General features: G+C 36.8%; 7 protein-coding genes and 2 pseudogenes. 2 read left to right on the top strand and 7 right to left on the bottom strand.

All coding sequences use genetic code 11. From position 1 onward, the window contains the following. Positions 1-4: 4 nt before the first annotated feature. On the bottom strand, positions 5-724 hold the full coding sequence (locus tag VJI93_RS00270; RefSeq protein ID WP_009530396.1) for an energy-coupling factor transporter transmembrane component T: 720 nt from the start codon (positions 722-724) through the stop codon (positions 5-7). Beyond that, on the bottom strand, positions 724-1,320 hold the full coding sequence (locus tag VJI93_RS00265; RefSeq protein WP_323998467.1) for an MptD family putative ECF transporter S component: 597 nt from the start codon (positions 1,318-1,320) through the stop codon (positions 724-726). The genes VJI93_RS00270 and VJI93_RS00265 overlap by 1 nt, the downstream gene beginning before the upstream one ends. 355 nt (positions 1,321-1,675) lie before the next feature. On the opposite strand from VJI93_RS00265, the gene VJI93_RS00260 reads away from it, so the two are divergent. Both VJI93_RS00260 and VJI93_RS00255 read left to right on the top strand, forming a co-directional pair. Further along, positions 1,676-2,026, top strand: coding sequence for a plasmid mobilization protein (locus VJI93_RS00260; RefSeq protein ID WP_022525744.1), 351 nt, complete (start codon positions 1,676-1,678; stop codon positions 2,024-2,026). Between the two features lie 5 nt (positions 2,027-2,031). Further along, entirely contained in the window at positions 2,032-3,363 is a 1,332-nt protein-coding gene (locus VJI93_RS00255; protein ID WP_323998466.1) for a relaxase/mobilization nuclease domain-containing protein, read from the top strand. 298 nt (positions 3,364-3,661) lie between these two features. Here VJI93_RS00255 and VJI93_RS00250 read toward each other — a convergent pair. From VJI93_RS00250 to VJI93_RS00230, 5 genes and pseudogenes are all read right to left on the bottom strand, one after another. After that, a pseudogene (locus tag VJI93_RS00250) lies at positions 3,662-4,249 on the bottom strand (single-stranded DNA-binding protein); the annotation flags it as partial. A gap of 212 nt (positions 4,250-4,461) precedes the next feature. Beyond that, positions 4,462-13,425: pseudogene (locus tag VJI93_RS00245) on the bottom strand (helicase-related protein); the annotation flags it as partial. Positions 13,426-13,456: 31 nt separating this feature from the next. Further along, on the bottom strand, positions 13,457-15,169 hold the full coding sequence (locus VJI93_RS00240; RefSeq protein WP_323998464.1) for a DNA topoisomerase 3: 1,713 nt from the start codon (positions 15,167-15,169) through the stop codon (positions 13,457-13,459). A gap of 96 nt (positions 15,170-15,265) precedes the next feature. Further along, the gene (locus VJI93_RS00235; RefSeq protein WP_442953990.1) at positions 15,266-16,135 is read right to left on the bottom strand and encodes a CD1107 family mobile element protein; all 870 of its coding nucleotides are present in this window, start codon (positions 16,133-16,135) and stop codon (positions 15,266-15,268) included. Beyond that, the gene (locus VJI93_RS00230) at positions 16,113-16,349 is read right to left on the bottom strand and encodes a conjugal transfer protein (protein WP_125375550.1); all 237 of its coding nucleotides are present in this window, start codon (positions 16,347-16,349) and stop codon (positions 16,113-16,115) included. The genes VJI93_RS00235 and VJI93_RS00230 overlap by 23 nt, the downstream gene beginning before the upstream one ends. Positions 16,350-16,356 lie beyond the last annotated feature (7 nt).

The following is a 16,356-nucleotide window of genomic DNA, read 5'->3' as shown; positions in this document are numbered from 1 at the left end:
CTCATTATAGAAAGATAAATCCTAAGAAAAGCAATGATGAATATATTATTAATAACACATCTAAAAGTTTAAATCCAATTTTACATATATTGGTTCTCTTTCCTGATGAATCTAATCCTCTAATTAATGCTGAAGCTGATAATTCTTCTCCTATTTTTGTAATCGAAATCATAAGTGGCACTAACCTGTATTCCAGCATTTTAACAGGATCGCCACATAAATTAATGCCTCGCATTCTCATTGCATCTTTTATATATGAGTATTCTTCTTTTATTGTAGGAAAAAATCTGAATACAACGGAAAGTGGGATAATAATTTTATCAGACAAATGCATTCTCTCCATTGCTGCTATAAACTCACTTACTGTTGTTGTACTGATAAAATAATACCCCATAATGAATCCCGGTAGAATTCTTATATATATACCTATTAATGCTCCCAAAATAAAAAAGCCTAATCCTGACAATATCGGAAATATTTTTAGTTCCAATATGAAAAGGATACTATATGTTATTAAAAGTCTGCAAACTATATTCCACTTTTTATCAATGCTTAACAACAATAAAGGTAAGATAAGCGTTGCAAAGCGTATATAATACATTATTCCTACTGAACTACCGGCTGTCATTATTGTGGTAACTATTATCATTAAAAAAATTTTGGTTCTTGGATCAAGAGATATGGATTTTTTGCTTTCAAATATATAATCTATCTCCATTTTCATTATACTATTCCTGCTTTTTTGAAATGTTTGTTTAAAACAGCTCTGCCTAATATTCCGCCTAAAATTCCACCAACAAAACAAGAAAGTACAAAAACCGGAAGAACCCAATTTGGAGTAAGTTCCGCTAAAGTTTTTGCATACTCCGCTCCATATCCTTCTGATACAGTTTTCAAAAACTCACTTCTCATAAAATATATTCTTGCAAAAAATCCACTGCTTAATAATGAAAAAAAAGAATATCCTAATATAATAAATTTTATATCTTTATACTTACCTGCTCTCATAACAACATCAGCAAGTATTCCACAGATAACACAGCAAACCAAAACTAAAATGCCACTACCCATAACCATAAATAATATTCCTATGATTATTCCTGTTAAACTAACCATTCCAAATTTGTTTATTTTAGTAACATAAAGCATAAACGGTATTCCACATACAATTGGTGTAAGGATTCCCAGCAAAATCGTAAAAATAGGAATGTATCCCAACATCATAGTTACAAAATATAAAACAAAATAAATTGCAGTAAAAATTCCCACATTTATTAAATCTTTAGAGTTTAATTTGTTGTTTTGAGATTCTTGATTCATAATAATACCTCCATAAAATTTACAAATAATTAAGTTAGATATTGCTAACTTATAATTGTTCTCATTTTACAGGAATATTCTTTGTGTCGCTACTCTAAATAGTTATATTATACTCCAAATGGTTTTATTTTGTTCATAAAATCATATCAATATCTGGTTTTATATGTTATAATAAAGTCCAAATATGCTTAAAGCTTTCTATAAATCATTCTTTTGTAGCAAGCACAGTAAGTGTACGGACACTTACGGAAAAATTGATGAAGCAGCCCTTTGGGATCTGCTTCTTTTTTTATCAATTTTTAGCTTGTTAGGGAGACCCTAAGACCCCGAAATACATCTAAAGGAGGAAATACCTATGGCAAACAGAATACGAAATGAACGACTTGAAATTAAGTTGACCAAAGAAGAAAAAGCTCTTTTTGAGAAAAAAAGAAAACTTGCAAAGTGCAGAAATATGAGCCACTTCATTCGCAAATGTGTTTTGGAAAAGGAAATTTATCAGTTAGATTTAGAGCCTTTCAGAGATTTACAAGGCTTACTTTCCAACGCAACAAACAACATCAATCAGATTGCAAAGCGAGTAAATTCGACCGGTGTTATCTACAAAGAGGACATAGGCGATATGAAAAAAGAGATTGAACATTTCTCAAAAGAACTGTGGCAAATTCATTCCTTGCTTCTAAACAGGACTTCCGGAGGTGATTAAAATTTATGGCGATTACAAAAATACACCCTATAAAATCAACCCTTCATCTTGCTATTGACTATATTGTTAATGGAGATAAAACAGATGAACAGCTTTTAGTCAGCACGCATAAATGCCATCAGTCAACTGCTCATACTCAGTTTTTAAGGACAAGAGGGGATGCGGGAACTAAGGGAACTGTCCTTGCAAGACATCTGATTCAATCTTTTTTACCGGGAGAAACAACGCCTGAAATGGCACATCAAATCGGTCTTGAGTTATGTAAAAAGATACTCAAAGATGAGTATGAGTTTGTGTTATCGACGCACATAGATAAAGGACATATCCATAATCATATCATCTTCAATAATGTAAATATGGTTACCGGCAAGTGCTATCAATCCAATAAGAAAAGCTATCATAAGATCCGTTACCAGAGTGATAAGCTATGCAAAGAAAACAACCTTTCCGTCATTGATGAACACTATGAAAGCTTTAAGAAAAAATATAAGATGAACGGTAAGTCTTGGTATGAAAATGAGCAAGCAAAGAAAGGTACTTCTTGGAAAAGCAGGTTACAATTTGATATTGATCGCATGATAAAACAGTCTAAGGATTGGGACGAATTTCTAAAGAAAATGGCTGAGCTTGGCTATGAAATAAAGCATGGCAAGCACATCGCTTTTAAGCCGAAAGATAAACCGAGATTTACAAGAGCTAAGACGATTGGTGAAGATTATACTGAAGAACGATTAAAAGAACGCATAGCAGAAAGGGAAATGATTAAGACTCCTCCTGTTAAAAAACGCATCGGAAATATCATTGATATGAATACCAATGCTAAAGTCAAAGAGAGTAAAGGCTATGAATACTGGGCAACGAAACATAATCTTAATACGATGGCGGAATCCGTTATCTTTATCAGAGAACATGGCATAAAATCTGTTAAGCAACTTGATGAATTTATTCAAAAAAGTGCTGATGAAAGACAAAATTTACAGGATAAAATCAAAGCGATTGATAAGGAAATGGAACAGTTATCCGCTACTATGGAGCAAGTTCATACTGTAAAAAAATATCGTGCCTATTACAAGGAATATAAGGCGAATCCGTCTGATAGGGCATTTTTTGAGGAATACAAAACTCAGATTACCCTCTATGAAAATGCTCTTTCTGAACTTAAAAAGTCTTATTCCAAGCTTCCAAATTCAAAGGATATTTTAGCTGAACTTGATAAATTGCAAGAAAAAAAGAATACCCTGATGAAAGAGTATTCTTCCTCAAAATCTGCTATGGACGAGCTTTACAAGATACGAAAAAATTACAGAATCTACATGGGTAAGGAGATGGAGAGATAATCTTTATCTCCTTTTTTTGAGCAACAAAAAAGAGATGGTGCAGCCCTAAGACCACACCGACAAACATTTATCTCTCCGTTTCTTTTGGTTTTTCTTTACTCTCTTTCGGCTTTTGCTTATCTTCTGCCTGATATTCTTTGATAGCACCAAGTATGGATTTTTTATCGTTTTCTTTCCCTTTTTCAGAGCCGGTTAAGGTATTTAACTTGGCTTTCATTTTTTCAATATCTGCTCTAATCTGTCCTGATTGTTCCCAAGAATCTGCATAAAATAAGTCTTTTTCTCTTTCTTCTATCTCACTTTTCAGTTTAGCAATCTCTTGACTTTTATCCTGTCCTTTCATCTGTTCTTTCACCTTTAAGAGCTTTGAGGATAATATCCTTACATTGCTATGCTCCTTGCCGTTATCATCAATAGAGGTTCTAAGCTGTCCGAATAGCTTTACGAAATCTCCCTGTTTAAAGTCCTTTGGAATATCACTCTTTTCTCCGTAGGCGGAGCAATTATGATACACCTTATTCCCCTTATCATCTTTAGAAACTACGGAGAAATTTGCCACCTTAAAGGCTTCTCCGTTCTTATTTTCTCTTTCGATTACATCTACATTGCCTACAACATTTCCGACAATATTTACAAGGTCATCTTTCTCCTGCTGAACATAGGGCAGGTCTTTTATCTGTCCCTGTTCTCTTAAATCTTCAATCATGTAATCGAAATCTTCATGAAGCAGATTGATGGTGTCATTTGCCATATAGGCATCATATAGCTTATCCAAAGCACTCTCATCGTTAATGCCTTTTTCCATGCTGATAACCGCCTTCACAAAATCTTTGTGGTTATCCTTTGCCATATCTTCAATCCTATCCCTTATTGTTTTGTAACCCATGTTTTTATATCTCCTTTCATGGTAAAAGGGAGCTGTTCGCTCCCTTATCTTGCATATTCCTGTTCTTTTGTAGTTTGTTTCTCTTCCGTTTTGCTTTCACTTTGATAAGCTCTGATCTGTCCTAAAATAGACGGTTTATCTTCCGTCCTTTGAAAAGTTTCCTCTTTTGTATGAAGATTATCTTCCACATCATAGGTTGATTCAAAGTAATCACTGTCCCTGAAATCATTGTCATATCTGTCGATGATACCGTCATTATCTAAGTCCTTTGCAAGCGGATCATAGAAGTTTCCTTCATCATCAATATCAAGTCCCGTTGCTGCTCTTAAATCTTCGGAATCCACATAGATTAAATCTTCAAAAGAGGATAGCTCAATCTCATTTTTCATGTTCTTTAGAGCTTCAATCTCTCCTTTGTTCTCATAATCAAAGCTCTCAGTCTTGATTGGTATATCATCAATGTACTGCGTCCATGTCTTATCCTCTAAGTTCAGTTCGTACTGAATCCCATGCCTTTCATCAGGAGTATTAGTATAGGCAATCCCGATATGCTTTAAATCAGGGTATAACTTGTCAAACTCATCATAACTGTGGTTTTCTTCATACTCTCTGTTACAGAAGTCAATAATCGCTCGTTTTACATCTTCCACAAGGGGATTGTCATTTCTCTTTTCTTCTACCTCTCCCATATCGAGCAGCTTATTCAGTTCGGCAAGCCTTAATACTTTAGTTTTTAGTTCATCTGCCTTTTCAAACGGCTTTTTAAGTTCTTCTTTGGCATTTTCCAGCTGTTCTTTGGTGCTGACGAGCTTTTCTTCAAGTCTATTTAATTTCTCAGGCATTTTCTCAAGAGCATTATCCAGTCTTGTTATATTACCGTCTGCACTTGTGCCAAGCTCTCCTGAATGCTTTGCAGCACCGTTTAAGCTGAAGTTATGCTCATTGGTAAAGAAGTTATAGCTGACCTCTAAATCCATATTTCTATACTTTCCTATTATCTTACTTTCGTTGATTTTTATAGTCTTGATAGCTTCAAGAAGTTTTTCTCCTGCTAATTTCTTATCAGTAATCTTTTCTCCCAAAATGGTAATGGAAGTAAATTTATTTTCGCCTTCTCCTTGCGGCTCTACATCAGCTATATCTTTCTTTACAGCTTCAATCAGCTTTTCCGTTCTTGTGATTTCTTCCGGATAATTTTTAGCAACCTTATCCTCTAATCTATAACGGTTGGACTTGTAGTTTGCTTCCAGCATTTTAAGTTTTGTAACCTCATTGTCCAAGTCCATCTTCTCTTTAATCTTCGGATCGCCAGTAGCCAACGCTTTAATTTCTGCATAATTAAGGGAACTTTCGTCCACATCTTCCGCCACTCTGACAGGTGTTTTACTGGTCATTATCTGAGAAATGAACTTCTGCTTATTTTCAATCGTCTGCCACAAATATGCATCAAAGGTGTTCTCCGTAACATAGCGATAGATATTTACCTCTTTATTTTCATTTCCCTGACGAACAATTCTACCCGCACGCTGCTCTAAATCCGCAGGACGCCAAGGCACATCCAAATCATGCAGTGCAATCAGTTTATTCTGCACATTCGTGCCTGCTCCCATTTTCTGAGTTGAACCAAGTAATATCCTCACATCTCCCTTACGCACCTTTGCAAAGAGTTCGTCCTTTTGTTTATCGGAGTTCGCTTCGTGGATAAATGCTATTTCTTCTTTCGGTATGCCCATAGCTACAAGTTTATCCCTAATATCATCATAAATGTTAAATTCTCCATCTCCTTTTGGCGTGGACATATCCGAAAATAGAAGCTGTGTAGACTTATTTTCTTTGGTCTTATCCCAAATACTAAAGACATTTTTCACGCAAACATTCACCTTGCTGTCAGGATTATCAGGAAGTAGGGGATTGATCAGTCTTTGGTCAAGGGCAAGTTTCTTACCATCATTAGTAATATTTAACATATTATCCTCATCAGGCTCAACCGCTTTATTTCTAACCTTATCCGCTCTTTCAGATAATCCTTTTAGGATTTCTTTTTGTTCCTCGCTCGGCAAGGTTTTAATCACTTCATAGTGTGCTTCAGGTGTTGGAAGATTTAGCATATCCGCTGTTTGAATATCTGCTACTTCCTTAAACATTGACATTAGTTCAGGCAGATTGTAAAACTTTGAAAATCTTGTTTTCACTCTGTACCCTGTTCCTTCAGGAGCAAGTTCAAAGGCGGACTGAGTTTCTCCGAAAGTGGAAGCCCAAGCGTCAAAATGTTCCAAGTGATTTTTCTTTAAGTTTTCATACTGAAGATAACGCTGCATGGTGTAAAGCTCCGTCATAGAGTTACTTACAGGTGTTCCTGTGGCAAAGACTATTCCTTTCCCGTTTGTCATCTCGTCCATATAGCGACACTTCATAAACATATCAGAGGACTTAAAGGCTTCCGATTGCCCGATTCCTGCAACATTACGCATTTTTGTATGAAGATACAAATTCTTAAATCCATGTGCTTCATCGACAAAGAGCTTATCTACACCCAGTTCCTCGAAAGTAATGACATCGTCTTTCTTAAAATCATCGTTTAGTTTCTCAAGCCTTGCTTCCAGTTTTTTCTTGGTCTTTTCAAGTTGCTTAACCGTAAAATTTTGGTTTCTGTCGTGCTTGTATTCCTCAATATAATTCAAGATTTCATCAATCTGATCCTGAATATGTTTCTCCTGATATTCCTTACTCATTGGGATTTTTTCAAACTGCGTATGACCGATTACAACCGCATCATATTCTCCGGTAGCAATCTTACCGATAAACCTCTTTCTGTTTCTTGGCTCAAAGTCTTTTTTATCAGCCACCATAATGTTAGCTGACGGATAAAGCTGCATAAATTCTCTGCCTATCTGTCCTGTTAAGTGATTCGGCACAACAAATAAAGACTTAGAACACATTCCAAGCCTTTTACTTTCCATTGCGGAAGCGACCATCTCAAAGGTCTTTCCACTTCCTACCACATGAGCAAGTAAGGTATTCCCTCCGTAAAGGCTTCTTGCAATGGCGTTTCTTTGATGAGGTCTAAGCTCTATTTCCGTATTCATTCCCTCAAAAGAGAGGTTACTTCCGTCATATTCACGATTCCTGATAGAGTTAAAACGCTCATTATACAGTTTTACGAGTCTGTTTCTTCTTTCCTGATCGCTAAATATCCAGTTCTTAAATTCTTCTTTTAAAAGCTCCTGCTTTTGTCCCGCAAGGAGAGTTTCCTTTTTATTTAAGACAGAACTTTTTGAGCCGTCAGGATTTACAATCTGGTCAAATACCTTTGTTTCTTTAAGATTTAAGGCATCTTCAATCAGCTTATAGGCACTTACTCTACTTGTACCATAGGTCATTTCAGCAAGGTCATTTCCTCTGTCTTTGCTTTTTCCCTCTATATTCCATTCACTTGTAAGATTTGAGAATTTGACTTTAATATCCCATTTGGCATAACCCGGAGTTTTCAGTGTTTCAAAGATGAATTTCTCTATATCCTTAATCGGTATCCAAGTTGCACCAAGACGAACACTAATCTCACTTGCTTCAAGCTCTTTTGGTAATACTTTGGTAAGTTCAGCTTTTTGATATTCCAAACGGTTCATCTCATAGCTTATCAGCTCTTTTTCTTTGCCATCTTCCGCATAGCCAAGATGAGGTAACTCTCTTTCAGTCTGTCTTAGCTTTGAAAGATAGCTGTCAACAATGGCGATTTTATCCCTGATATTTCCTGATAAATATTCATCTTTTGTTACATAGCCATATTTATATGAATTGCTGCCGTTTGCACAGGCGAAAGGTAAATCTCCATCTTCCAAGTTAAAGGATAGAGGTTTGTAAAAGTTTTGTTCTTCTCTGATACTTAGATAAATCTCTCCTCTAAGCTCCTCAATCAAAGTAGGTCGCTCTTTTCCTGTCAGGCTTTCCATATAGTCAAAGTCCACATAACCCTTTTCGGACATAGATAACACAAGAGCTTCTAAAGAAGTATCTACATGGTCAATAGTCTTTGCCTTTGTAATGGTTCTCTTGCTGAAAATATCCCCCTTTGCCTTGAAGTTTTCTTCTTCATCAAGAATTTCAATGGAAGATACAAGAGGGAAATTGCTATCCTCTTTTAAGGCTCTGGTATTGCTTAAATTATTTATAAAGCCATGTTTCTTTGAAAAACTGTCATAGACTTCATTGAGCTTTTCTTGAGCTTTCTTTACCTCATCATCGGAATAGTCCTCTTTCTGCTTGTAGATAACATCTTTAAGGGCAGTATTCAGTTCAAGATAGTCCTTAATCTTCTCCTTATTCTTATCCGTTATCTCTTTCTTTACAAAAAGGGAATTTTCTCTGTAATACACTTCGTCATCAATAACGGTATATGAGAAGTTTTTGACATCGTCCGTTGCAGGAATTGAGGTAATTTCATCATCCAAAAGTTCTATTTCTTCATACTTTGCGTTTTGGGATATTTCTTCACTTGCCTTTATCAAAAGTTCTTTTAAGTCTGTATTTTCTTTCGGCAGACAAGCAAGGGTATTTCCAAATCTTCCTGATACTTCACGCATTGTGCCGAGTACCTGTTCAGGATGATCTACAAAGTATTTGTTATATGTCAGCCCATTTTCATCTTCTGCAAGATGTATCCAGTCCTCCTCCCTTTCTCTGATACTGTCCCTTTTCTTTAGGAAGATAATATCTGAGGTTACTTCCGTTCCGGCAACACCCTTAAAGGTATCGTTCGGAAGTCTGATGGCTCCTAAAAACTCCGCCCTTGCTGCAAGGTATCGTCTAACACTTTCGTCCTTTTTATCCATCGTACCTGAAGATGTGATAAAGGCGATAACACCGCCATTTCTTACCTTATCAATGGATTTTGCAAAGAAATAATCGTGGATCAGGAAGTTATTTTTGTTATACTCCCTGTCATTGACCTTGTACTCTCCAAAGGGTACATTACCAATCACCGCATCAAAGAAGTTATTGGAAAAGGAAGTTTCCTCAAATCCTTTAATCTGTATATCACTTTCAGGATATAGGAGTTTTCCAATGCGACCGCTTACGGAATCAAGCTCTACACCGTAAAACTTGGACTTTTTCATTTCATCAGGAAGATTACCGATAAAATTTCCGATGCCCATTGACGGTTCTAAGATATTACCACTCTTAAAGCCCATTCCTGACAGGGTAGAGTAGATACTGTCAATCACTGTTTTCGGTGTGTAAAAGCTCGTTAAGGTAGATTCTCTTGCAGCTTCGTATTCTGATGGTGATAGATTTTCTTTTAAGAATGCTCTTGCTTCTTTCCATTGACCACCTCTTTCTTCATCAAATACTTCAGATAATCCGCCCCAACCGACATATTTTACCAAGACTTCCTGAGCTGTATTGTCAAGCTCTCTTTGTCCGCTCTCCACTCGTTTAAGCATGGAGATTGCTTCAAGGTTGTTATTAAGTCTTTCGCTCGGACTTAGCTTTTCAGGGAGGATTTCTTCGGTAATCTTAAAGTTATGAGCTTCTATTTTAGGTTTTTCTGCCTTTTCATCAATGTCTTGAATTGTATCTTTAGCTTTCGTGTATGTCAGATTTTCAAATATTCTCTCAAGGTCGCTCTCCAAACGATAGGGAATGACATCGGATCCGGTTATCATACCGCCAAGATACTCGGTATTATCCATAACCGTTACGGTCTTTAGGTTGTTTCCCATATTGTCAAAGCGGGTAATGGTACAGTCCTTATCCTTGTATTTCACTTCATCGCCAACTAAAAAGCTCGGTCTTTCAAGGCTTATCTTTCTTAATAGCTCCTCATTATTCATAAACGGTACGATTGCAATTTGCCTATTTCCATCTCTTGCCGGATAAAGCCATACCTCCGGCTTTCCGTTTACTTTATTTTTTTCAATATCCCTTGCGATATATGCTTCATGGTCAAAATAGACGGTATCACCTTGTTTCACTGCAAATTGTTCTGTAAGACTTTCTTCTTTTTCATTCAGTTCTACTTCTTCTTTTTGCTGAATGTAGTCAAATAGGGTAGGTTGAACAGGACTTTTCTCAAGTGTTTCTTCCATTTCTTCAAAGTTTTCATAAGTTTTATACTCGGCTGTATCTATTCTTAAATGTTCTTTTAGCTGATACGCTGTATAGCCGTAGCTGTCTATCAGTTCATCAACCTTTTTGCTATCTTCATAGCTTTCTCCATAAAACAGCTTGTACTTTACACCGCCAAGAGCCACGCTATTTTTCGCTTCGGATAAATTGATATGAGCTACATCAGACTTATCTGCCACAATGAACTCTGTGCCGACCTTAATAGCAATTTTTTCATCAGGCAGGGCATTTATGTCATCTGCTTCTTTTTCTTTATCCTCTGCATTAACACCTGATAATTTGTTCCTATCGTTGATAATACCCTCTGCTTCTTCTAATGAAATTCCCATTTCATCACTAAGATAAAAGATTTCCTGTTCCTTATGATTCTCTTTTGAGGAAAGCTGCCCGTTAAATACTCGGTCTATTTCTTCCTCGCTCATCTGTTTTACAAGCTCTGTATCGTTAATCTCTCGAAAAGTCTTTGGAAAATCCTCTAAAATAAGTCTTTGTGCGTTTAATTCCTTCAGCTCCTCAAGATTAAAATATCCCCATTCAGGTTCAATCCCAAGTACAAGTCCAAAGGCATCACCGCTTTCTCTGTCGTACTCCGTCATATACCAAGTCCAATTACTTCTGAATGGAATGATATATGCAGCATGAACTTCCTTATCCGCTAACTCCACATCTTCCTGTGCATAAAGTTCAGGAACTCTTTCAATCATTTCATCGGTCATTAAGTTTTCAGGATCATCTTTAGAATAATATTGTGATTTTTGTGCTTCTTTTGCTTCTTCTCTCTCTGCCTTACTTTCTATTCTCTTTTCTTCATAAAGATTTTTAGAAAGCAGCTCATCAATATGCTTTGCCACGCTTGACCAAGTAAGAAAAACATCTTTACAATCATTCTTTTCCAGTTTTATTCCTTTGGCATCGTGCCATTCTCCACTGCCTGTCAAACCTGATACCGCATGGCTTCTTCCTCCTGTTCCGTATTCATCTTTTAAGAAGTCGGCTTTTTCCTGTAAAGTGTGGTTTTCTTTGAAAAACTTTGTAATTCGCTCTTTTCCTCTATCGATTCCGCTTCCCCTTGAAAGAGTAGCAAGGACTTCATCTTCTGTAATAAAGGCTTTTACTTTCGGAAGTTCGGTCAGATTGGTACTGTATTCTTTTCTTGACAGTTCAAGCTCCTGTAGCTTCTGATAAAGGCTGTCCACCTTATGATAGTGAAACCTTAGTACATATCTATCTTCTCTATATGCTTCTAAAAATCGTCCATACTCTTTGATAACATCCACAAGGTATTCAGGATTTTTCAGTGCCTCGGATAATCGTTTTATTTCATCCGGAAAGCCACCTCCCTTTTCGAGAAATTCAAAAAAACCTTGTTCTTTTCCTTCCTCACTCAAATCGTGAATAAGATACCATAGGGATTCTGAAATTCTGTCTCTTTCATAGTCTAAGGCTTCCTGTAGTTCCACATTTGTGGCAAATTCTCCGCTGTTAAGAAGTTTAGCAATTCTGTTTGCAGCATTACCCCAACTTAAAACTTGTGTGTCATCTTCTCTTGCTGATGTTCCGGAAGAAAAGTGAAGTCCCTTATCCAAATACCAAGCTGAGATTTCGCTTCCGTCAATGATATAGCCGTTTCCCCCTTGAAAAGTATTTTTAAGGTATTCTCCCAATTCTTCATTGCTTTTTCCTTTAGAAAACTCGGCAATAACAGGAAGTCTGCCACCATCGTGATTTCCTCCGTTAATAAGGACAGTGTCTATATCTTTCTGAGCAAGAGAGATGCTAAGCCTTATCTGTCCGTAAGAGTTTTCAGGCAAAGAAAAAGAAGCCTTGTCAGCTTCTCTTATCTCTACTTTAGTATTTTCTTTTAGATTTCCACGATTTCCTTGATGGTCATTTCCTTCAAGGCTGAAATCATCGCCCCATACTGAGGACTTTCCTCGCTCTCTATCTTCCAAGCCTTCATCAGCTTCGGTTTTTCTGTCCTCATAAATGCTATCGCCTGTTTTTGAATATCCATCAGGTGTTCTGTCAGCTTCTTCTCCTTGTATAGATCCACTAACATCTCGAAGCGGCTCTGCTCCTTGCTCTGTGAAAGATAATCCAGCCTCATCACTGCGTAGGTCGGATTCAGATATTCCTTGATGAATTCCATCTGTTCCTCCAAGCTGCTTAGTGTATTCTCCCTGATTTTGACTGCTATCTCCTCCGTACTCTCCATTTCTGAAAACTCGCTCGGTTTCACTAATTCTTTCCTTATCATCTCGTCGAAGTACATAGTTTTCTCCTTCCTCAATTTCTTCTTTAATCTTATTATATCCTGCTTCTCTGCTTCTTAAAACTCCTTTTTGAAGCTCTATCTCTTTGCTCTTTTGAATGGTTGTATCTATGATATTTCCGCTAATATCCGATACGGTTTCACCAAGGCTCATAATAGATATGCTGTCCAGTCTTTTGAAATTTTCTCTTAACAGCTCCTTATCCATCGGATAATCCACCTTAAACCTTGAAGCTACCGCATAGCTGATGGAATCCCTTACAAATTTGACAAAGGATATTCTGTCCTCATCAGCTATTCTAAGCTCGTTCATCAGGCTGTCTATCTTTTCATCGCCATAAATTCTACTTAGAGAAAAGATATTTTCAAGATTACTTTCACTTTCTTCATAGCCTTCACTTGCTATCATTTCCTTTAAGACATCGTTATGAGCTTCTTTATCAAATCGCCAGAGATTGACCTCATTGACATTTCTGTTTCTTGAAACGGTCTGGCTTACATCAAAGATGTAGTCCACTCTCTTTTTTATGCCGTAGTCTTCTAAGATCGGAATTCCTTTTTGTCCTCGCATAACGGTTCGATGAAAGCGTTCACGCCAATAGTCGAACTTGGCACAAGCTGTTGCTTCAGGATTTTTATCATAGATACTTAATTGACTTCTAAAGTCATATCTTTGATTGTTCCCGACAACCTTCAGGAGCTTTAAATATTCCGCTTCACTATGCAGAATGTCCTGTTTTACAAGCTCCAAAATGTTATGAAAATCATTGATTCGCATTTTTACCTCCTTTTTCTAATATTCATTTTTCCTATTCATTCTTCTGGTGTTCCTCTACCGTATGTTTTATCTGTTCCTCAATCTTTTCTAAAAATTCTTTTTTGGAAGATTTGCCCTGTGCTATTTCAGACAATTCCATTTCCCACTGTGCCGTCATTTCTGCTGATTTGAAGTTATCTGCAACAATCCCAATCAGGCTTTTTCCTTTCGGTGTTGCAATCAGATTCTTCTTATCTCGTTCAATAAATTCTTTGTAAATCAGATTTTCAATAATGCCTGCTCTTGTTGCCGGTGTTCCAAGTCCTTCTCTTTCCACTTCAACACCTTTTTCCAATGCATCATTACCTGCAAGCTCCATAGCTTTTAAGAGTGTGTCCTCTGTAAAGTGCTTCGGCGGCTCTGTGTACTTTTCCTTGATTTCTTTCTCCTTTATTTCAAGGACATTTCCTACATTTACATATGGCAAAACAGATTCTTCCTTCCTCTTGGACTTATATTCTCTCAAATATTTTGTAAAGCCTTCCTCTACAATTACCTTACCTGAGCTTGTAAACTCGAAGCCATCAAACTCTGCCACAATTTTCGTTGTGTTCTCGATTAGCGGATAACCTACACTTGCATGTAGCTTATTAAAAATAAGCCTATATACTTTTGCTTCACTCTCCGGAATACTCGATAAATCTTCACTCATTGAACTTACTGTCGGTATAATAGCATGATGATCCGTTACCTTGCTTGAATTAAAAATGACCTTAATACGCTGTGTATCAAAGTCATTTTGTCCCAATATATTATTTATTGTACTTGTAATCATATCTGTTGTAAGGTATCTGCTATCTGTTCTCGGATAAGTAATCAGCTTCTTCTCATAAAGGCTCTGAGCATAATCAAGAGTTTGTTTTGCTGAGTATCCAAAATACTTATTGCACTCTCTTTGAAGTGTTGTCAAATCAAATGGCAAGTCAGGTTTTGTAACTTTTTCTTTCTGTATCACATCCGCAATTTCTATTCTATTTTCGAGTAAATTTTTAAGCTGTTCTGCCACTTCCAAGCTGTCAATTCGTTCTGTCGAAAGAGTAAAGCCGTCAAGTTCAATTTCTACCGTATAGTATTTTTCTTTCTTAAAGTCTGCTATCTCGTCATCTCTTTTAACAATCATGGAAAGGGTAGGTGTCTGAACTCTCCCAACACTGTAATTCTGCTTATATAGGCAGGAATAAAGTCTGCTGATGTTCATTCCAACAAGCCAATCTGCAATGGCTCTTGCCTGTGCCGATTCAAAGAGATTATCATAAACATTTCCGTCTTTTAGATTATCAAAGCCCTCTTTAATTGCAGAATCTTCCATTGATGAAATCCAAAGCCTTTTCATCTTCTTTTTGCAGCTTGCTTGAAGATATACAAGTCTAAAGATTGCTTCTCCCTCCCGTCCTGCATCACAGGCATTGATAACTGTATCAATCTCCTTATCATTCATCAGTTTTTTTAGGACTGCAAACTGCTTCTTTGTTGCCTTTGCCACTTCATATTTGTACTCTTTTGGAATAATCGGCAAGTCGTCAATATTCCATTTTGCATACTTTTCATCATAAGAATCGGGATTTGCCATTTGAATTAGGTGTCCAACACACCAAGAAACTATATATCCGTTCCCCTCATAATATCCGTCTTTTTTATTCTTTGCTCCAATCACTTTGGCTATGGATAGGGCAACACTCGGTTTTTCTGCTATCACAAGTTCCATATCGTTTTTCCTCCTTGTTTTCAGTAAAATAGGGCGAAAGTTGTGATTCTTCCGCCCTGTGTTATGTTCTGAATATTATATGTTTTTCGTGAAGAATTATTCTTCTAATTCATCTTCTCTGTCATCTGTTTCATCTTCCGTTTCCTGATTTTCAACTTCTTCATTTTCCATTTCTTCATTGACTTCCGCTTTCGAGAAAAAATCATCATCTTCCTCTAAGGCTTCCAGTTCCTTATCTTCTTTCTTCTTTGCTATCTTGAAATAATATCCTGCTCCCAATGCACCCAAAGTTACAAGAGCAAGCAGGATATATGTTCCAGTGCTGCTTTTTTCTTCCTTTTTTTCAGGCTTTACTTCTTCCGTTTTCTCTTGTTTTACAGGTTCTTCCTTGACTACTTCTTTCGGTTTTTCCTTTGCTTCAACCATATTGAGCAGATCATCTTCGGAAACTTCGGTAAGGAGCATTACATTTTCTCCCTGTTCATCGTGATTGATAATGAGGTGAAAGGTCTTACCGTTCTTCGTCTTAAAGGTAATAAACTGTCTGGCATCAGCGGAATATTTATCGGTTTCCTTATTCTCCTTATCGCTGTTATGATGAATCGGATAATCTTGATTGGCATTATCCTTGTTTTCCGTAACGGAAGCCCTTGCTTTTGAGGGAGCGGAAGCCACTCCCTTATTTGTATTTGCCTTTTCACCGTTTGAAGCCGCATTATTTTGTTTTAAGTTCTCAGGTTCTTTCGCATTTAACTTATTGGGATAGCGGACTTCTTTTTCTTCTTCCTTTTTAATAACTGTAATTTCCGGTTTTTTCGGTTCTTCTTTTAGTGTTTCCTGTGCTGCTTCTTTTTCATCAACCTGTGCATAGGCTACCGATGGGTAAGCTGCCATAATGACCATAACCACAAGAAGCAAAACTGTCATTAGCCTTGTAAATACCTTATTTTTCATAACTGTTCTCATCTGTTTTCTCCTTTTTCGTTTCTGTTTGTTCCTTTTTAACCTTTGCCATTAAATCTGTAATTGTGATGTTGTTCTTCCTGCAAATGGCAACAATCTCCTCATTTTCAAGTTCTTCTTCACGAATCAATAAAGGCTCCAATTCTTCATCAATCAGAGCCTTCTTATCCCTTAACTTCTTTATCTTGTTTTTTACTGCTGTAAGTTCTTTTTTCACATTTTAC

The organism is Parvimonas sp. M20 (assembly GCF_035282425.1).
GTDB lineage: Bacteria > Bacillota > Clostridia > Tissierellales > Peptoniphilaceae > Parvimonas.
This window is presented reverse-complemented; position numbering and strand designations above follow the sequence as displayed.